The sequence below is a fragment of the Nonomuraea coxensis DSM 45129 genome, assembly GCF_019397265.1.
In the GTDB taxonomy this organism is placed as follows: domain Bacteria; phylum Actinomycetota; class Actinomycetes; order Streptosporangiales; family Streptosporangiaceae; genus Nonomuraea; species Nonomuraea coxensis.
In genome coordinates this window covers 6,544,763-6,563,276 of sequence record NZ_CP068985.1, presented here as the reverse complement: position 1 = coordinate 6,563,276, position 18,514 = coordinate 6,544,763, and the positions used below count along the sequence as shown (strand labels likewise).

Below are 18,514 nucleotides of genomic sequence, written 5' to 3'. Positions count from 1 at the left end.
CGCAAATCGCTAGGGCAAACCCCGAGGTGAGTAACGCCCCGACAGCCGGGCGAGCTTGAGGCTGAGGTGCAGGGCCAGCCGCTCCCCGCCGTCCTTCAGATCGGTGCCCGCGAGCGCCTCCACCCGCTGCAGCCGGTAGTAGAGCGAGGTGCGGTGCAGCCGCAGCGCCCGCGACGTCGCCACCGCGCTGCCCGCCAGGTCGAGGTAGGTCTCCAGGGTCTCCAGCAGCGGCAGGTGCTGGGCGTCGGCCAGCAGCCCCTCCAGCCCCGGATGCAGCTCCTGGGCGGGCAGGTGGGTGAGCATGCGGTACACGCCGAGCCTCGCCCACTCCGTCGTGCGGCCGAGCGCGGGGACGCGCGCGGCGACCTCGGCCGCGTGCCGCGCCTCCCGGTACGACTCCGCCGCCTCCGCCAGCGCCGCCCGTTCCCGCCCGACCCCGACGACCACCGGCACCGGCATGGCCGCGTGCAGGTCGGCCGCCGCGAGCGCGCTCCCGGCCATGAGCAGCACACCGTGGTCGTAGCGGACCAGGTGCAGCGGATGGTGCCCGCTCAGCCGCCGCCGCAGCGCCAGCAGCCCCTGCTCCAGCGCCAGCCGCAGCGAGTCGGAAGGCTCGGCCGCGAGCGGCCTGGCCACGTGCACGGTCACCGCCTGCGCCTGCGGGAACGCGCCCGCCTCGATGAGCTGCCTGGCCGCGTCCTGCTCGCCGAGCAGCAGTCCGGTGACCGCCTCCAGCTCCCGGTGGGAGGCCAGCTCCGAGGCCAGGCTCTCGTGGTAGAGCGCGAGCGCGAGGCCGGGCACGGCGGCCAGGGCGTCGGCGACCTGGGCGTCCGACATGGACGGGCCCGCGTCGATGAACCACAGGAAGCCGAGCAGCCCGTCGGCGTGCCTGACCGGTACGCACACCCGCGGCAGCAGTCCGAGGTGCGGCGCGCCCGCGGTGCGGATCGGGGCGGTGGCCTCGTGGATGCCGGCCGCCCGTAACCAGGTGCGCACCTCCGGCGTCGTACGCCGCCGCAGGATGGAGTCGCGGCGGATGTCGTCCATCGCGCCGTTCTGTTCGCTGTAGGCCACGACGCGCTGCACCCGGTCCTCCAGCAGCAGGGGGTGGCCGAGACGGGCGGCGAGCTCGTCCACGGTCCGCTGGAGATCCGCCACGGAGACCCCTTCACCTGGAGATTTCTGCGTTTGTAGGACAACGCGCTATGGGTCTTCCCTACAACTGCGCGATGATCTGGGTCAACAACGTCTATAGCGTCGTGTCGTGATTGTCCCGAAGAAGCTATACAAGGGGCTGCTCGCGACCATCGTGATGGTTCCGATCGCGTTGGTGTCGACCCCAGCTTCCGCAGCACCCCCCAGCGACCCCGAACACCCGTGGCGCCGCGACCACTGGCCGCAGGCGCAGCCGTGGCAGAGCGACACCCCTATGGACGCCGCCCAGACGATGCGCGGCCGCCCCGCGACGCCGGGCATCGAGCCGATCGACCCGCAGAACTGGGAGAACCCCGACAACATGACCTGGGCGGACTACAAGAAGCCGCCCGGCACCAACTGGAACGATCCCAGCGTCAAGGGCTCGCAGCGCACCTTCAAGGGCGCGCTCGTCCTGCTGGACTACCCGAACCAGCCGTTCGTCGTCACCCAGCCGAAGGGCTCGACGATCTTCGCGAACCCGAGCGCCGAGGCCCACGACGTGCCGCGTGACCAGGTCGCGAAGTTCTACCAGGACTTCCTCAACACCCCCAATGAGCTCAACAAGGGCCACACCATCCACGAGTACTGGATGGAGGACTCCGGCGGGCGCATCGGGGTCGAGCTGACCGGGTTCGGCCCGTACACGATGCCGGGCAAGGACCACGAGTACGCCATGGAGTACCAGCGGGACGCCTGCCCCGCCGGCGACACCTGCACCAGGAACCTGCGGGGCGACGGCAACGCCGCCTGGCTCGCCGACGTCGGCCAGGAGGGCGCCGGCCAGTTCGACTTCGTCTTCTACCTGAGCGCCGGCCAGGACGAGTCGTCCACCTGGCAGGAGTTCGGCATGATGAAGTTCCCCACCAAGGAGGACGTGCCGGACGCGTGGGGCCCCGACGACCCCAACCTGCCCAACTGGTCCAGGACCCGCTACGTCGAGTGGACCTCCTGGCAGGCCGGCTCCACCTTCTGGCCGAACGCCCGCTTCGGCGTCGACTCGGTGCAGGCCGAGAGCTCCGGCATGGGGGTCTACGCCCATGAGCTGAGCCACATCTTCGGCATCGCCGACAACTACAACAACCCGTACGGGGTGCCGCCGAGACGCGCCTACACCGGCATCTGGGAGATGCTGAGCCGCGGCAGCTTCAACGGCCCCGGCGGCCCGCACTCGCGCTGGCTCATCCCGCCGACCGGTGGCGGCTCCATGGGCGCGCAGCACATGCTCCGCAACAAGATCAAGCTCAACATGGTCGACGAGCAGAACGTGCTGCGCCTGTCCCGCCCCGCCCTCGCCCAGTCCGGCCTGGTCGTGGCCGACGTGCTGGCGCGGGCCGTGCAGCCGGGCCAGAACGAGCTGTCCGGCGTCAACATCGCCTTCGACGGCGCCGACAACAGCACCTGCGTCACGACCGACCCGCTGTGCGACGGCGGCGGCTACGAGAACTACACCGTCGAGGTCGTGGACCGCATGGGCAGCGACTCCTTCACCCCCGACTCGGGCGTCCTGCTGGCCAAGACCAAGAACCAGGACCGCTCCCCGTTCGAGTGGGTGATCGACGCCAACCCGCAGGACATCGGCATGACCGACTACGTCCTGCCTGACGGCACCAAGGTCCCGATCACCATCGGCGACTACCGCCAGCTCTCCGACGCCCTCTTCCACGCCGGCACCGGCTCCGGCAGCCAGTACGAGCACGTGGACGAGGCCAACCGCCTGCACTTCTACGTCCTCGACCTGAAGCGCAACCAGGACGGCGAGCTGACGTACAAGGTGGCCGTCCGCTCGCTGGACGGCGCGGGCCCGCAGCGCCGCGGCGTCAAGCTGCTGCCCGCCGCCGGCGTCCCCACCGGCAAGAACCTCTCCTCCTGCAAATTCCCGCTGTTCAACACCGGCAAGGCGGCCCCGGCGCAGGGGCAGCACCCCGAGGACGTCAGCGCCTACCTCGGCTCCGACGTCTACCGGCTGTCCGCCGAGGTCAAGGGCAAGGGCTGGACCACCCAGCTCCCGAACGAACTGGCCGCCGTCGCCTTCGGCAAGCACGACACCGTGACCGTGAACGCGGTCCGTGAGGCCGGCGGCGACCGCCTGGCCCAGGTCAAGCTCACGGCCACGTCCGAGAGCGACCCGACCAAGAAGATGACCGCCACCTGCCAGGTGATCGGCCTGTAGCGAGATCCCCTCGGGGAAACGGTGGGGCACGGCTGGCGCGGCCGTGCCCCATCGGCTTGAATCGACCCCCGGAAGGGGGTGCCGGTTGAGCGACGACCTGCCGGACAAGATCGAGGACTTACCCGACCGGCCCAGGCGCAGGCTCGGCAAGGTGCCCTGGGCCGCGTCCGTGTCGGCCGGCCTCGCCGCCGCGGCCGCGAGCGTCCTGGCGGCCAGCGTCGAATGGGACATCCCGCCCACCGCCAAGATCGGCGTGACCGCCCCCGGACGCTCAGGTGAGGGGGGTGCGTAGCAGCGCGCCCGCCGCCTGCCTGGCCTGGATGATGCTCTCCTCGAACATCTTGCGCGCGTGCGCCGCCTGGTCGGCGAGCTCCCTGATGTGCTGGTGCGCCAGCTCGTCGTGAACGGTCTCCGCGATCAGCCGCTGGTAGTCCGGCGTCCTCGCGGCCAGCGCCTCCAGCCGCCGGTGCGTCTGGTAGACCTTGTCGGTCTTGATCACCTGTTTGGCGTACTTCTCCAGGTGGCGTACCCGCTTCGACAGCGACGTCCAGGCGGCGTCGAGGGCGTTGGAGTACGGCCGGAACGCCTCCTCCATGCCGGGCGGCAGCTCGCGCGGCACCAGCTTGCCGTGCTCGGCGTGCATGGCCGACAGCTTGCGCAGCCGCTGCGCGATCTGCCAGACCTCCTCCGGCAGCGTCACCTGGTTGTCGATCGTGTCGATCAGGCCCGCGCGGTGCACCTTGGAGCCGAGGATGACCTCGACCGCGTTCTGGGCCCGGCGCAGCAACTGCTGGCAGGGGTAGTCCAGGTCCTCGGCGAGGACGTAGCGGTCGGCGTGCGCGTACGCCAGGCGCAGCCGCCGCCGCGTCGTGCGGTACGACCCCTCCACCGCGACCCACCGCAACAGCGTGATCAGTCCGACGCCGACGGTGGCCACGATCGCGAACGGAAGGTTGACCAGCAGGCTGATCACCAGCAGGAAGGCGGGCAGGACGAACAGCAGCGCGGGGTTGAACGTGGTGTCCATGCGCTTGCCGGTCCGAGCCATGCGGAGGATGTGCGGGCTCGACCGCAGCTCTACCGAGATCTCCGGGGGCAGCGAGGGATCGATCACCAGCCGTGGAGGCAGAGCTCGTGGATCCATACCTTTCATGCTGCGTTATCAAGCCTGAATTCGCTCATCTTTGGGGGACATATAGGGTCCAAGATGATGAGCGAAATGACGAGGTGGATCGAGCTTGACGGCGCGGTCAACGCGCGCGACCTGGGTGGCATCGCCCTCGGTGACGGCGGTGTCACGAGAAGTGGCCGGGTCTTCCGGTCCGACAATCTGCAGGGGCTCACGCCGCGGGACGTGGACCTGCTGGTAGGCGAGCTGAAACTGCGGCACGTGGTGGATCTCCGCTCCACGGCGGAGGTCACTCTGGAGGGCCCCGGCCCCCTGACGCGGGTGCCGGAGGTGCGGCACCACCATCTGACGTTGTTCGCCGAGGGCGGGCGGTACACCGACGTCGAGGCCGACACCGGGCCCACCGGCATCGACGGCGAGCGGGTGCTGCCCTGGGCCGAGCGCGCGCTGGACGAGGAGCTGCGGGTCACCGGCTTCTACTTCGGCTACCTGCGCGACCGGCCGACGGCGGTGATCGAGGCGCTGCGGACGATGGCGCTGGACGACGGGGCGGCGCTGGTGCACTGCGCGGCCGGCAAGGACCGCACCGGCGTGCTGTGCGCGCTGGCGCTGGAGATCGCGGGCGCGACGCGGGAGGCCATCGTGGCCGACTACGTGGCCACCGGCGAGCGGCTGGAGCTGATCCTGGGGCGCCTGCGCGCCAGCGAGACCTACCGCGGCGACCTCGACTCCCGTCCGGCCGACGACCACCTGCCGCGCGCCCGCTACCTGGAGCAGTTCTTCCGGGTGCTGGACGAGCGGTTCGGCGGCCCGATGGGCTGGCTGGCCGGCAACGGCTGGACCGAGGACGACACGGACGCCATGCGCACCCGCCTGCGCGACTGACGCCCCCAGCGGACGTGGCTCCTGTCAGCGAAGGTGGTCCCTGTCAGCGAAGGTGGACCCTGTCAGCGGAGGTGGACCACGATGCGCTGGGTGGCGGACAGCCGGGCCGCCTCCAGCACGGTGAGCACGTCCACCGCGCTCCCCGGGTCCACCGGCGGCGGCCCGCCGTCGCGCAGCGCCGCCGCCACGCCCCGGTAGAAGTCGAGGTAGGCCCCCGGCTCGGTGCGCACCCGCCGATGCCCCTCGGCGGTGCCGAGCTCGCCCCAGCGGTCCTCCTCGTCCTCGCCGAAGCCGGGCGCGTCGGGCGTGGTCCCGGCGCGCAGCCGCTCCTCCTGCACGTCCATGCCGTGCTTGACGTACGCGGCCGCCGACCCCAGCACCCGGAAACGCGGCCCGAGCCGCGCCGCCACCGAGCTGGCCCACAGGTGCGAGCGCGCGCCGCCGTCGTGCGTCAGCGCCACGAACGTGTCGTCGTCGCAGGACACCCCCTGCCGCCGGACGTCGCTCTCGCAGTAGACCTCGCGCACCGGCCCGAGCAGCTGCATCGCCTGGTCCACCAGGTGGCTGCCGAGGTCGTAGAGCAGCCCGCCGAGCTCCTCGGGCCCGCCGTTCTCCCGCCAGCCGCCCTTCGGCACCGGCCGCCAGCGCTCGAAGCGCGACTCGAAGCGCCGGATCTCGCCGAGCTCCCCCTCCTCCGCCAGCCGCCGCACGGTCAGGAAGTCGCCGTCCCACCGCCGGTTCTGGAAGACGGTCAGGAGCACGCCGCGCTCCTCGGCCAGGCGTACCAGCTCGCGGCCCTCCTCGGCGGTGCCGGCCAGCGGCTTGTCCACCACGACCGGCAGCCCCTGCTCGACGGCCGCGGCGGCCGTCGCCACGTGGGTCCTGTTGGGCGAGGCGACCACGACGAGGTCGCTCCGCTCCCACAGCTCCCTGACGTCGGCGACGCCCTGCGCGCCGTAGCGGCCGGCCACCTCGGACTGCCGTCCCGGATCGCGGGTGACGACGGCGCACAGCCGCAGCCCCGGGGTGGCGGCGATCAGCGGCGCGTGGAAGAACGCGCCGGCGACTCCGTACCCGACCAGCCCGACCCTGATCTCGCTCATCCGGCCAGGCTACCCAAACCGCCTCGCGGAGCCCCGGCGGCGAGGCGCGCTCAGGAGGCGGGCGGGTCCTCCCGTTCGGCGAGGAACCGTTCGAACTGGGCGGCGAGCTCGTCGCCGGTCGGCATCGGGGTCGACTCGGCGATGAGGTTCTCGCGTTCGGCGCCCGCGGCGAAGGCGTCGTACTGCTGCTCCAGGCCGGTGATCGCGGAGGAGAGCTCGGTGGAGGCCCGGATCTGCTCCTCGATCTCCGCAGTGGTACGCCGGGCGGCGTCGCGCAGCGCGTCCATCGGGAACACCAGCCCGGTGCCCCGCGTCACCGCCTCCAGCGCGGTCACCGCGGCCGTCGGGTACTCCGCCTGCGACAGGTAGTGCGGCACGTGCACGGCGTACCCCATGGCGTCGAAGCCCTGCGCGCCGAGGCGCAGCTCGATCAGCGCCGCCGCGCTGCCCGGCACCTGGACCCGTCCGAACGCGCTGTTCTGCGCGTTGACCAGCTCGGGCCGGCTGGCGTGCGTGGTGACCCCGAGCGGGCGGGTGTGCGGGACGGCCATCGGGATGCCGTGCACGGTCACCAGCTTGCTCACCCGCAGCCGCTCCGCCAGCGTCTTCACCGCGGCGGTGAACAGCTCCCACTCCCGGTCGGGCTCGGGGCCCTGCATCAGCAGGAAGGGCGTCCCCGTCGCGTCCTCCACCAGGTGCACGGCGAGCTCATGGCTCTCGCACTCCACCCAGCGGTCGGTGTCGAAGGTCATGATGGGCCGGCGGGACCGGTAGTCGAGCAACCGGTCCACGTCGAACGTCGCCACGACCCGGTGCTCCAGCTCTGCCAGCAGGTGTCCCAGCGCCAGCCGCCCGGAGGACCCCGCGTCGACGAAGCCGTCGAAGTGGTACAGCAACACCAGGTCACGCAGCTCGGGCAGCTCATCTGCGAGCTCGTAGAGATCCTTCGGGTCGAACACGGTTGGACAGCCTTTCCCTAGGTACTCTTTCCCAGAACCTACGGCGAGTCGGAACGATTCCGCGCACGGAGCCCCCTGAAGAGCGCGCGCGAGGGGATTCACAGTGTGAAATAAGAATTAAAGCCGGTGAACATCCCGACTGTGGCCATTCGAGCGGTCCGTCGTCATGCTTAGGGCGTGGCTACTTCTGCGCATTCCTTCACCGGGCGACCACTCCACATCCCCCCGCTGCCGTGCCCGTTCCCCAGCGAGATCAACGAGCACGCCGACGCGGTCGATGAGGAGAGCCACACCTGGCTGGCCGCCTCGCACATGCTCAAAGGCGCCGACACCGTCGAGCACTTCCGGCGCTCCAAGATCGGTACGCTCGCGGCCAGGACCAACCCCACCGTGCCGCGTGACAGCCTCCGGCTGATCAACGACTGGTACAACTGGCTGTTCGCGTTCGACGACGCCTTCTGCGAGGGCGAGCTGATGGGACACCGCGCCTCCGCGCTGGCCCGCGCCCTGCCCCCGCTCCTCGAGATCCTGGACGGCCGCCGCGAGCCCGACGGGAGCGACGCGTTCGGCCTCGCGCTCAAGGAGCTTCTCCACCGCATCTCCGACGTCGCCAGCCCCGCCCAGGTGGACCGCTGGCGCACCACGGTGAAGGAATATCTGTTCGCCCAGATCTGGGAGGCCGCCAACCGCGAGGTCGACCTGATCCCCACCCCCGACGACTACGTCCTGATGCGCCGCATCACCGGGGCCACCTACACCTGCTTCGCCCTCATCGACGTGGGCGGCGGCTACCGGCTCGAAGCCGAGGAGTGGCACCACCCCGACGTGCGCACGCTCTCCGACCTCGCCTGCGACCTCATCGGCTGGGACAACGACCTGCTGTCCTACGCCAAGGAGCGCGGCAACGACAAAGCCCGGCACAACCTCGTCACGGTGCTGGCCACGCACAAGTCCCTGACGCTCCAGGACGCCCTGCTCGAGGTCGCGCAGATGCACAACGACGCCGTCGCCGCCTTCCTCGACCGGCGGGCCGCGCTCGACCGCTGGGCCACGCTGCCGGTCCGCAAGTACGTCCGCGGCCTCGAACACTGGGTCCGCGGCCACATCGCGTTCTCGCTCGGCAGCGCCCGCTACGTCGGCGCCTGGCCCGACGACACCCGCTGGCCCCGAGCCGTCTAGCCGCCCGGCCCCCCGGCCGTCCCGCCCGGCTAGGAGCCTTCTGAAAATGTTGTTTGCGTGATGGTCGGCAGGTAGAGGGCTGCTGAACGGTCAGATCTTCGACGGAACAGCGCCCGCTGTTGCTCGCTGCGGGCGCTTCAGCCGGTGGCCGGCTGGAGCGCCCAGGTGCCCTGGGTGGGAGTGAGTCCGAGGTTGATCAGGCGACGCAGGTTCAGGGCGGCTGCCCGGAGGTGGAGCCAGAGGTTGTTGCGCTGGACGCCGCGGTAGCGGAGCTTGCGGGCGCCGCCGTCGGCGCCGATGAGCCAGGCGATGGAGCGTTCGACCATGGGGCGGTGCTGCCGGTAGGTGGCGGTCAGGCCGGGATCGGTGGCCCAGGCATGACGGGCCTGTCGTAACAGGGCGTCGTGTGGATGCACCTGTAAGGAACGACCGTTCTTGCTGGTCGTGCAGCGTTGCCGGAACGGGCAGGACCGGCAGGCGGCTCCGAAGGTCACCGACCGTGCCGCGGTGAGGCGCCGTGTCACATCAGCTGGGCAGGTGACCGTGCCCGCAGCCTCATCGACATGGAAGTCGTCGATGGTGAAGCCGCCGGGCACCGCCGGGCGCAGGGGTGCGGGCTTGAAGATGACGAAGTGCCCGGCAGCGGCCAGCGCGGCGCGGGCGTCTCCGGTGCCATACGCCGTGTCGCCCAGCACCTCGAACGTCGCCGGGCCGGCCGGCGGGTCGGCGGGTGGCTCGGCGGGTGGCTCGGCGGGTGGCTCGGCCAGTAGATCGACACCGACCACCGCCTCGTGGTTGCCGGCTCCGGTGGCCATGGTCAGCCGGACGCCGGTGAACAGTCCGGTATCGGGCTCGATCACGACATGCGCCTTGTAGCCGTCCTGCCGGTGGTGCACGGTCTTGTGCACGTGCCGGGCCTGGGCGTCGACGGTGGAGATGACCCGGTCGGTGGCGACCTTGCGCGCGATCCGCCAGCGCCCATCGGTGCCGTCAGAGCCCTCGGCCGGTTCGACATCCTGCCCGGCCACCAGCGCCAGCAGCGCCAGCGCCTGGCCGGCCGTCTCGTCCAGCTCGCCCGCCAGCGCGGCCGTCTCGAACGCGGCCACCACCGTGAGCGCATCGGTGACCAGGCCGGACACCAGTTCCTGCCGTGCCGTGGCGTCGTTCCAGGCGATGGCGGGTTTGCCCGCCTCGGTGTAGTCGGTGGCATGACAATGTCCGGCGATCACCTGGGCGGCGCCGGGCACCTGCCTGCCCGCCCGCCGGATCGCCGCGATCAGCTGGGTGATGGTGTCCTGGGTGGCCACCGCGTCGTCCAGCACGGCCGAGTCCAGCACCCGCCGGGTCCGGCCGCGCAGGGCCCCGCTGCCGGCGGCCAGGCGGCTGACCCGGGCAAAGATCCGGTTCGGGTCGCCCGACCTGCGCAGCCGCTGCCGGAAGTACACCAGCAGGGAGGGATCGAAGCCCCGATCCTGCAGTCCCAGCCCGCAGGCGGCCTTCCAGCGCAGATCACAGCGCACCGCCAGCGCGGCTTCAGGATCGGAGTGATGCAGCAATGCCTGCAACACCAGCACACACGCCAGCATCTGCGGCGGGATGCTCGGCCGGCCATCGGTCGCGGCATACAGGTCGGCGAACATCTCCTCGGGAAACAGCTCATCGCGGTGGTCGGCCAGGAAGGCGTACACGCTCCCTGCCGGGATCAACTCCCGGCAGGTGCTCCACACATCCGGCCCTACCGGCCGCTCGGGACGATGCCCCATCATGCTGTCCAGCCTGAACCTCGGCCTACATGATCGGAAGTCAGCAACATCATCAGAAGGCTCCTAGGGCCGGCTGTCGCCGGGGGAGTCGAGCTCGCCCAGCGCGAGCGCCGACGCCTCCTCGAGGTCGCGCCGCGCGCCTTCCTCCAGGGCGTCCTTGTACGCCAGCTCGCCCAGCTCCCGCTTGCACGCGCGTACGCAGTCGTCGTGGTCGTCGGTCATCCAGGGCGCGCCCAGCTGCGGCAGGCCGGCCGTCTTCCAGTTCTGCTGCAGCGCACCCAGCAACTGCGTGGCCATCGCGGCGTCGTTCAGCGTGGCGAAGATGCGCGCCGCGGTCTCCAGCGCCAGCAGCGTGCCGAGCGTGTCGTGGAAGTGCCGCTTGATGCGCAGCGCCTCCCGCGCGTTGTGCAGCGCCTCGTCCGGCCGGCCGGTCGCGAGCCTGGTGCCGGCCAGCGCCCACTGCGCGTGGGAGCTGACCCACAGCTCGCCGCGCTCGCGGCACACCTGAAGGCAGTCCTGCAGCAGCGACTCGGCCTCGTACAGCTCGCCCTGCGAGCACAGCACCAGCGACAGCTCGACGATGGCGGGCAGCAGGCCCGGGTTGAGCTCCTTGTTGTCGGTGTTGAACTCGATCGCCACGCCCAGCAGCGCGCTCGCCTTCTGCAGGTCGCCCTGGAGCAGCGCGGCCGTGCCCTGCATCTTCGAGGCCAGGATCACCGCCCGGGAGTCGCCCACCCGCACCGCCTCGGTGCTGCACTCCTCGGCCGCGGACTGGGCTCCGGCGCTGTCGCCCTGGGCGCTCTTGACGTACGAGAGCACCCACAGCGCCTTGCAGCGCTCCTTGCTGAACTCGGGATTGGCCTCCAGGGCCCGTTCCAGGTAGAGCCGCCCCTCGCGGGCGAAACCACAGCACACCCACATGAACCACAGCGACGACAGCAGCGTCAGCGCCAGGGTCTCCTTGCCCGGCGTCTTCAGCGCGTGCTCCAGCGCCACCCGCACGTTGTCGTGCTCCTGGCGCATCCGGACGAACCAGTAGATCTGCCGCGGGCCCGACCAGGCGTCCTCGCCGCGCTGGGCCAGGCTCAGGTAGTACTCCAGGTGCCGCTGGCGCATCTGCTCGCGCTGGCCGAGCTTGTCCAGCCACTCGTCGCCGTACTCGGCCAGGGTGTCGATCAGCTTGTAGCGGACGCCGGCGTGGTTGCTCCTGATCAGCAGGACCGACTTCTCCACCAGGCCGGTCACGAGGTCCGTGATGTCCTCGGAGGGCAGGCGGCCGTCGGAGCAGACGAAACGGGCCGCGTCCAGCTCGAAGTCGCCCGCGAACACCGACAGCCGCGCCCACAGCAGCCGCTCGGCCGGCTCGCACAGCTCGTGGCTCCAGCCGATCGCCGCGCGCAGCGTCTGGTGGCGCGGCAGAGCCGTACGGCTCGCCCCGGCCAGCAGGCTGAACCGGTCGGCCAGCAGCCCCAGGATCTGGTCGACCGACAGCGCCCGCAGCCGCACCGCGGCCAGCTCGATCGCCAGCGGGATGCCGTCGAGCCGCCGGCACAGCTCGGCCACCGTGCCGATGTTGCTCTCGTCGAGCTGGAAGTCGGGCACGCTGGCCCCGGCGCGGGCGGCGAACAGCTGCACCGACTCGTTGGTGAACAGGTTCTCCGCCGGGTCGTCGCCCGGCACCTGCAGCGGCGGGACCGGCACCACGTGCTCGTACGGCAGGTGCAGCGACTGGCGGCTCGTGGCCAGCACCTTCAGGTTGGGCGCCGCCTCCAGCAGCTCGTGCACCAGCTCCGCGCAGCCCTGCACGACGTGCTCGCAGGTGTCGATGATGAGCAGCATGTCGCGCTCGCCCACCCACTCCGACAGCGACTCCGACTCCGCCCGCGAGGACTGGTCGGCGATGCGCAGCGCCGAGGAGATCGTGTGCTTCACCATGCCGGCGTCCTGCAGCCGGGCCAGATCGGCGAACCAGACGCCGTCCGGGTACTGGGCGCGAACCTGGTGCGCCAGGCGCAGCACGGTGCGCGACTTCCCGACGCCTCCGATGCCCGTGACCGTCACCAGCCGGGACTCGCTGAGATGCCGTCTGAGGTTGGCGAGCAGTCGCGTGCGGCCGACGAAGGTGGTGAGCTCCGCCGGAAGATTGCCCTCTCGCCGCCAGCCTGTCGGGGTGGCCATGCGCAGCCTCACGGGGGATAGGCGACACCAACTTTGGCATCGTACCCCCGCGAATGCCGCGTGTCCCTGGACCTGAGGACACGGGCGGTGTTGCTTTCCACGTCTGGGTAGCATGTCGGGCGTGGAAGATTTCTACCCCGAGCAGACTTCGGACGACCTGGACCTCGGCTGGGGCGACGACCTCCCCGATGAGGACACGGACAGCTTCTACCTGGACAACAGGCCCCCGCACTGGGACTGAGGCCCCGTGACCGCAGCCGCCGCGCTGCGCCCCGCCACGCCGGCCGACTACGACGCCATCGCCGCCGTCGTCGACACGTGGTGGGGCCGCCCCGTCCTCCCCTCCCTGCCCCGGCTCTTCCTCGACCACTTCCATCGGACGAGCCTGATCGCCTCGACCGACCCGGGCGAGCTCGCGGGCTTCCTCATCGGCTTCCCCTCGCCGTCGGCGGAGGACGAGGCGTACATCCACTTCGTCGGCGTCTCCCCGGCGTCCCGGGGGACCGGCCTGGCCAGAGGGCTGTACGAGGCGTTCTTCGCGATCGCGCGGGAACACGGGCGGCACGTGGTGAAGGCGATCACCTCGCCCGTGAACGAGGGCTCCATCGCCTTCCACCGGCGCATGGGCTTCACGGTCGGCGGCCCGCACCCCGCCTACAACGGCCCCGGCACCACCCTGATCACCTTCGAACGCACCCTTCCCTGACCTTCGATCACACTCCCGCGGGAACGGGGCCCGGCCGGGCCCCGTTCAGCTCACCACGTCCTTGCGGCGGAAGCGGCGGAAGGCGATCGCGATCAGGATGGCCGCGTACGTGATCGACACCGACGCGCCCTTGATCATGCCGCCCCAGTCCATCTCGGGCGTGAGTGCGTCCGTCCAGGCGTTGTTCCAGTACGTCGGCAGGAACTCGCGCAGCGACCCCAGCGCCTCGACCGCCTGGAGGATCGTCGAGACGATCCACAGCCCCACCGCCCCGCCGACCGCCCCGAGCGGGGAGTCGGTCATGGTGGAGACGAGGAACGCCAGCGCCGCCACCACGAGCTGGCTGACCAGCGCGTACCCGATCACGATGCCGAAGCGCGGCAGCACGTCCACCGCCGCGATGATCTCGCCGGTGACCGGCACCTGGATGTCGTTCCATCCGAACGCCAGCGTGCCCGCCACCAGCGCCATCACCGGCAGGCAGATCACGGCCGCCGCCGAGTAGCCGAGTGCCACGATCAGCTTCTGCCGCAGCAGCCGGTCCCGGGGGATCGGCGCGGCCAGCAGGTAGCGCAGCGACGACCAGTTGGCCTCGCTGGACACGGTGTCGCCGCAGAACATCGCGACCGCCACCACCAGCAGGAAGTTGGCCGACACCGACAGGGCGAAGGCGGCGAAGTTGAGGCCGCTCTGCGTCGCCAGGTCGGAGATGCGCAGCGACTGCCCCCCGTTGCTGGACTGGGGCCCGAACTGGAAGGCGATCACCAGGATCCACGGCAGGGCCAGCAGCAGCCCGAACATGACGAGTGTCCGCCGCCGCTTGAACTGCCGGACGATCTCCACGCGCAGCGGCAGGGTGCGGCGGGGCGCGTAGCCCGGCGCGGCGGTCATCAGATACCTCCGAGGAGACCCCCGCCTTCAGGCGGGGGAGGAATCGGACTCCTGCCGGGCAGGGCAGGAGCAGGCGATACGCCGTCAGGCGGAGCGCCGTCGTCTTTCGGATTCGGCCGGTGCGCGAGTGATCTCGCACATACAGAAACGTGCTCGCCGCCGGGCTGACGGAGAGCTGAAACGCCTGTGGAGCTGGTGTAAGACCTCAAGTGGGAGTCCTCCTCCCGGGCGGGCGATCGGCGGTGAAGCAGGAAGACCGACCGGCGACGGTCGGAATCCCCCTCGTTCGTGAGGGGGAGGATGTCAAGGCTTGTCTCCGATGAGGTCGAGGAACACGTCTTCCAGGCGCGGCCCGTGCCCGTTGGCGGGCTTGGCCGAGGTGAGCAGCCGCGACACCGGCCCCGCCGAGACGAGCCGTCCCCGGTGCATGACCACGACGTGGCTGCAGGTCTGCTCCACCTCGGCGAGCAGGTGGCTGGAGACGATCACGGTACGGCCGTCGCGCGCGTAGCGCTTGAGCACCTCGCGCATCTCGCGGATCTGGGGCGGGTCGAGACCGTTGGTGGGCTCGTCGAGGACCAGCAGGTCCGGCAGGCCGAGCATGGCCTGCGCGATGGCGAGCCGCTGCCGCATGCCCTGGGAGTAGGTGCGTACGGCCCGCTCCAGCGCCTTGCCCAGGCCCGCGATCTCCAGCGCCTCCTCGAAGTGCGCGTCGGCGGGAGGACGGCCGGTCGCGGCCCAGTAGAGCTCGATGTTGTCGCGGCCGGACAGGTGCGGCAGGAAGCCGGGACCCTCGACGAACGACCCGAGCCTGGACAGCACGGGCGCGCCCGGCGTCACCCGCTCGCCGAAGATGCGGACCTCGCCGTCGTCGGGGCGGATGAGGCCCATCATCATCCGCATCGTGGTCGTCTTGCCGGCGCCGTTGGGGCCGAGCAGACCGAGGACCTGGCCCCGCTCGACGCGGAACGACAGCCCGTCGACGGCCAGCTCCCCGTTGCGGTACGCCTTCGTGAGCCCCTTGATCTCCAGCGGGACCGGCCGGCCGTCGTCCGTGTCCGGCTCGGGCGTGGAGGGGGAGGGGGTGGGGGCGGTGGTGCGCCTGGACGAGGTGCGTCCCGTGGCGAGGAGGGCGGCGGCGATCACGATCGCGGTCAGCGGCATCGCCCACACCCACCAGGCGATCCCGGCGGGCGGGGCCGACAGGGTGCGCACCGTCGGGACGGTGAGCCCCGGGGAGGCGAGCGCCACCTGATAGGCGGCGGGCTCGGCCGGCGTGGCGAACCCCATGTCGGTCGTGGCCACCACCAGGCGCAGCCGGTGCCCGGCGGCGAAGCTGTGGTCGGCGGCCGGCAGCGCGACCCTGACCTGCACACTGCCGCCGCCGTCCGGGAACGTCACCCGGAACGGCGCCACCTGCCCGGCGGGCAGGACCGGCAACTGCGAGCCGTCGGACACGTCGTAGACCTTGGCGAACAGCGTCGCCTCGCCCTCGCCGGTCACCTTGACACTGGCGGTGGAACTGCCGGTCAGCTGCAGCGGCGCGGTCAGCGGCGCGGACTCGAACACCGCGCTCTGACCGGGCATGTCGAGCGACACGCCGCCGCTCTGGCCGCCCAGGAGCGCGCCCACGCCGGGCACCGTCGAGATCGCCGCGGGGGCGCCGCCTGGCGGGTTGACGACGTTCTGCTCGGGGCCGGTGAGCTGGACGGTGGTGGTGTCGGTGCCGCCGAGCCCGGGGTACGCCGACGCCTCCGGATGCAGGCGGATGCGCTGGCGGGTGCCGGGGTCGCGACCGCCGTCACGGGTGACCGTGAAGCCGCTGACCGGCGGCGTCGCCTGGGCCGCGCCCTCGCCCTTGAGGTAGCGGGCGAGCCAGGCGGAGGTCTGCTCGTAGAGCCAGTCGGCCTCGCCGTTGCCGCCGTCGTGCCCGCCGTCGAACCAGGCGATGCTGACCGGGGTGCCGGCGGAGGCGATCGCCTTCGCGTTGGCGTCGGCGTGGCTCAGCGGGAACAGCGAGTCGCGCTGGCCCTGCAGCAGCAGCGTGGGGGCCTTGATGCGGTTGGCCACGGTGATCGGGCTGGAGGCGCGCAGGAGCGTGACCGCCTCGGCGGTGGCCCGGCCGTTCTTGGCGACGGTCTGGTAGATGTCGCAGATGGCCGGCAGGAACCGGCCGCACCGCGCCTCCTCGGGCGTCATCGGCGCGGCGCCCTGCCCGAAGCCCTGGCCGCGAGCCTGCCCGCCCTGCCCCTGACCGTTCTGCCCTTGGGCGTTCTGGCCTTGACCGTTCTGACCTTGTGAGTTCTGGCCCTGCGTCTGGCTCTGCTGGGCGAAGCTTTCGAGGGACAGGCCACGGCCGAAGAAGATGCCCGACCACATGCGCTTGAAGACGCCGCTCTCAGGGTCGCCGAGCCCACCGGACGTCGCCTGGGCGCCGGCGTCCGTGCTCTGGGCGGCGTTGTTCGGGAACAGGGCGTCGGCCAGGTCGGCCCAGGTGATCTGCGGGACGATCGCGTCGACGCGCTGGTCGAAGGCCGCCGTCATCAGCGCGATGGCGCCGCCGTACGAGCCGCCCACGATGCCCACCCGCGGGTCGCCCGCCGCGTCGAGCTGGACCTCGGGCCGCTTGGCCACCCAGTCGATGAGCTGCTTGACGTCCTTGACCTCGTAGTCGGGGGAGTTGAGCGCGATCTGGCCCGTCGAACGGCCGAAGCCCCGCGCCGACCAGGTCAGAACCGCGTAGCCGTCCTGGGCGAGCCGTTCCGCCTGTTGCCTGACGCTCTGCTTGCTGCCGCCGAACCCGTGCGCGAGCAGCACGACCGGCGCCTTGCCGCCGTCGGCTGGAGGGAAGAAGGTGGTGTCCAGGTGCACCTGTTGGTCATCGTCCGGTCCGTCGACGACACTTATCGCCTGGTCCTGGCCCCGCGCCTGCGGAGCCGACGGCCACACCAGCCACGTCGTCACCCCGATCAGGGCGAGTGCTGCCACCAGCGCGGCCACACGTTTCATGCCGGAAGCCTACTTTCCACACCTGAGAAATTTCTGAGACGGAGATCGCGACGGCCCCTACATGGAGGATCACTGCGAGAGGACGCTCCGGCGATGAGCACCCTCGCTGGGACGCCGAGACCCGGGGTTGCCAAGGACCGTAAGATTCTTGCCCGTGAAGTCTCCAGCATCGATCAAGAAGGCCGCTGAGTGGGCCTTGCCGTACTGGACCAGAGGCCAGGCGGGGCGCGAGACGCCGGACGACCTGTTCAGGGTGCTCTACTTCGGATGGCTGGTGGCGCTCACGCTCAAGCTGCTCGGCTCGGCCTGGGACGTCTCGTGGCACTTCAAGTGGCTGCGCGACGACCTCGCCCCGCCCCACCTGCTCAACTCCGCGGGCACGGCGATCGTGGTGGCGCTGACGATCATCCACGGCTACACCGGCTACGGCGTCGACAAACTCGCGCTCAGGCTGATCCAGTGGGGCACCGGCGTCTTCCTCGTCGCGGTCCCGCTCGACCTGATCAACCACCGCGTCAACGGGCTCGACATCACCTCGTGGAGCCCGTCGCACATCATGCTCTACGTTGGAACGTTCTTCATGATCGCGGGGGTGATCCGCGGCTGGTTCCTGGGCGCGCGGCCCGGCAGGGAACGCACGCTCGTGCTGGCCGGGTTCCTCGCCTTCTTCCTGGAGAACGTGCACTTCCCCGAGCAGCACCAGGAGTACGGCATCCTGTCGGTCGGCGCGTGGGACAACGGCGCCGTCTACGCCGAGCCGATCCTGCTGCAGTTCGCCGCCGACCAGATGGGGCGGCCGGTGGACCGCACGATGATGCTCGGCTTCGCGCTGCCGGTGCCCGACTTCCTCTACCCGGTCTACGCCGTGGTCGCCGGGCTGTCGGTGCTGGTGGTCGCGCGGCTGCTGATCGGCCGCTTCGGCGCCGCCACCCTCGTCGCCGGGGCGTACGTGGCCTTCCGCACGCTGATCTGGCCGCTGCTGACCTTCACCGGCTTCCCGCCGTCGGCGGTGCCGTTCTTCCTGGTTGTGGCCGGGCTCATGGTGGACGTGGCGTTCCTGCTGCGGATGCCCGTGGTACGGGCCGTCGTGGGGGCCGTGGGGGCGACCGCCGTCGCGTACGGGGCGCTCGTCGCGCAGAGCGCGATCATGGGCGTGGTGTACGGCGCCGTCAAGGGCCAGGAAGGGCTGGCCGGCGCGCCGCCGCTCGCCACGGCGTCCGCCGTGTGGGCCGGGCTGGGGCTGCTGGCCGCCTGGCTCGCCGCCGAATGGGTGGCCCGCCGGCGTGTTCCCGGCACCGCGCCGATCGAGGCCCCGGCGGTCGTCACCGCCTGAGCCCCGATCCCG

General features: G+C 71.1%; 14 protein-coding genes. 6 read left to right on the top strand and 8 right to left on the bottom strand.

The genetic code is table 11. The features are described 5' to 3' along the window. Nucleotides 1–9: 9 nt before the first annotated feature. Nucleotides 10–1,158, bottom strand: a complete 1,149-nt coding sequence (locus tag Nocox_RS30750; RefSeq protein ID WP_020546458.1) for a PucR family transcriptional regulator — start codon at nt 1,156–1,158, stop codon at nt 10–12. Nucleotides 1,159–1,264: 106 nt separating this feature from the next. Here Nocox_RS30750 and Nocox_RS30745 point away from each other — a divergent pair, with 106 nt between their 5' ends. Both Nocox_RS30745 and Nocox_RS30740 read left to right on the top strand, forming a co-directional pair. After that, entirely contained in the window at nt 1,265–3,367 is a 2,103-nt protein-coding gene (locus tag Nocox_RS30745; protein WP_246649615.1) for a M6 family metalloprotease domain-containing protein, read from the top strand. 85 nt (nt 3,368–3,452) lie between these two features. After that, nucleotides 3,453–3,659 (top strand): hypothetical protein, encoded by a 207-nt coding sequence (locus tag Nocox_RS30740; protein WP_020546456.1) that lies wholly within the window; start codon nt 3,453–3,455, stop codon nt 3,657–3,659. On the opposite strand, the gene Nocox_RS30735 is transcribed toward Nocox_RS30740, so the two are convergent. After that, nucleotides 3,639–4,511 carry a hypothetical protein gene (locus Nocox_RS30735; RefSeq protein ID WP_157383394.1) on the bottom strand — a complete coding sequence of 291 codons (873 nt, stop codon included), beginning with the start codon at nt 4,509–4,511 and terminating at the stop codon, nt 3,639–3,641. The two genes, Nocox_RS30740 and Nocox_RS30735, sit on opposite strands and share 21 nt — an antisense overlap. 75 nt (nt 4,512–4,586) lie before the next feature. Between Nocox_RS30735 and Nocox_RS30730 the strand changes: the two genes are divergently transcribed. Then, complete coding sequence (locus tag Nocox_RS30730) at nt 4,587–5,381, top strand: tyrosine-protein phosphatase (RefSeq protein WP_020546454.1); 795 nt, start codon at nt 4,587–4,589, stop codon at nt 5,379–5,381. A 62-nt stretch (nt 5,382–5,443) separates the two neighbouring features. On the opposite strand, the gene Nocox_RS30725 is transcribed toward Nocox_RS30730, so the two are convergent. Both Nocox_RS30725 and Nocox_RS30720 read right to left on the bottom strand, forming a co-directional pair. Then, complete coding sequence (locus Nocox_RS30725; RefSeq protein ID WP_020546453.1) at nt 5,444–6,484, bottom strand: Gfo/Idh/MocA family protein; 1,041 nt, start codon at nt 6,482–6,484, stop codon at nt 5,444–5,446. Nucleotides 6,485–6,534: 50 nt separating this feature from the next. After that, nucleotides 6,535–7,443: a proteasome assembly chaperone family protein gene (locus Nocox_RS30720; RefSeq protein ID WP_020546452.1), complete on the bottom strand. Its 909-nt coding sequence runs from the start codon at nt 7,441–7,443 to the stop codon at nt 6,535–6,537. A 177-nt stretch (nt 7,444–7,620) separates the two neighbouring features. On the opposite strand from Nocox_RS30720, the gene Nocox_RS30715 reads away from it, so the two are divergent. Next, the gene (locus Nocox_RS30715; RefSeq protein ID WP_157383393.1) at nt 7,621–8,622 is read left to right on the top strand and encodes a terpene synthase family protein; all 1,002 of its coding nucleotides are present in this window, start codon (nt 7,621–7,623) and stop codon (nt 8,620–8,622) included. Between the two features lie 137 nt (nt 8,623–8,759). Here the strand turns inward: Nocox_RS30715 and Nocox_RS30710 are convergent, their stop codons facing one another. Both Nocox_RS30710 and Nocox_RS30705 read right to left on the bottom strand, forming a co-directional pair. Continuing rightward, the gene (locus Nocox_RS30710; RefSeq protein WP_033408455.1) at nt 8,760–10,388 is read right to left on the bottom strand and encodes an IS1182 family transposase; all 1,629 of its coding nucleotides are present in this window, start codon (nt 10,386–10,388) and stop codon (nt 8,760–8,762) included. 60 nt (nt 10,389–10,448) lie between these two features. Then, nucleotides 10,449–12,575 (bottom strand): ATP-binding protein, encoded by a 2,127-nt coding sequence (locus tag Nocox_RS30705; RefSeq protein WP_246649612.1) that lies wholly within the window; start codon nt 12,573–12,575, stop codon nt 10,449–10,451. A 235-nt stretch (nt 12,576–12,810) separates the two neighbouring features. Here Nocox_RS30705 and Nocox_RS30700 point away from each other — a divergent pair, with 235 nt between their 5' ends. After that, a complete protein-coding gene (locus Nocox_RS30700; protein WP_020541906.1) occupies nt 12,811–13,269 on the top strand; it encodes a GNAT family N-acetyltransferase in 459 nt (152 codons plus the stop codon). Between the two features lie 45 nt (nt 13,270–13,314). On the opposite strand, the gene Nocox_RS30695 is transcribed toward Nocox_RS30700, so the two are convergent. Together Nocox_RS30695 and Nocox_RS30690 are read right to left on the bottom strand one after the other, a co-directional pair. Beyond that, nucleotides 13,315–14,160, bottom strand: a complete 846-nt coding sequence (locus Nocox_RS30695; RefSeq protein WP_020541905.1) for an ABC transporter permease — start codon at nt 14,158–14,160, stop codon at nt 13,315–13,317. 303 nt (nt 14,161–14,463) lie between these two features. Beyond that, on the bottom strand, nt 14,464–17,169 hold the full coding sequence (locus tag Nocox_RS30690; RefSeq protein WP_026214070.1) for an alpha/beta fold hydrolase: 2,706 nt from the start codon (nt 17,167–17,169) through the stop codon (nt 14,464–14,466). A 154-nt stretch (nt 17,170–17,323) separates the two neighbouring features. Here Nocox_RS30690 and Nocox_RS30685 point away from each other — a divergent pair, with 154 nt between their 5' ends. Further along, complete coding sequence (locus tag Nocox_RS30685) at nt 17,324–18,502, top strand: hypothetical protein (RefSeq protein WP_051112495.1); 1,179 nt, start codon at nt 17,324–17,326, stop codon at nt 18,500–18,502. Nucleotides 18,503–18,514: the final 12 nt, after the last annotated feature.

Coding starts and splice junctions, on each gene's coding strand:
- Nocox_RS30690 (WP_026214070.1), bottom strand. CDS start 17,169: ATGAAACGTGTGGCCGCGCTGGTGGCAGCACTCGCCCTGATCGGGGTG.
- Nocox_RS30710 (WP_033408455.1), bottom strand. CDS start 10,388: ATGATGGGGCATCGTCCCGAGCGGCCGGTAGGGCCGGATGTGTGGAGC.
- Nocox_RS30735 (WP_157383394.1), bottom strand. CDS start 4,511: ATGGATCCACGAGCTCTGCCTCCACGGCTGGTGATCGATCCCTCGCTG.
- Nocox_RS30730 (WP_020546454.1), top strand. CDS start 4,587: ATGACGAGGTGGATCGAGCTTGACGGCGCGGTCAACGCGCGCGACCTG.
- Nocox_RS30725 (WP_020546453.1), bottom strand. CDS start 6,484: ATGAGCGAGATCAGGGTCGGGCTGGTCGGGTACGGAGTCGCCGGCGCG.
- Nocox_RS30695 (WP_020541905.1), bottom strand. CDS start 14,160: ATGACCGCCGCGCCGGGCTACGCGCCCCGCCGCACCCTGCCGCTGCGC.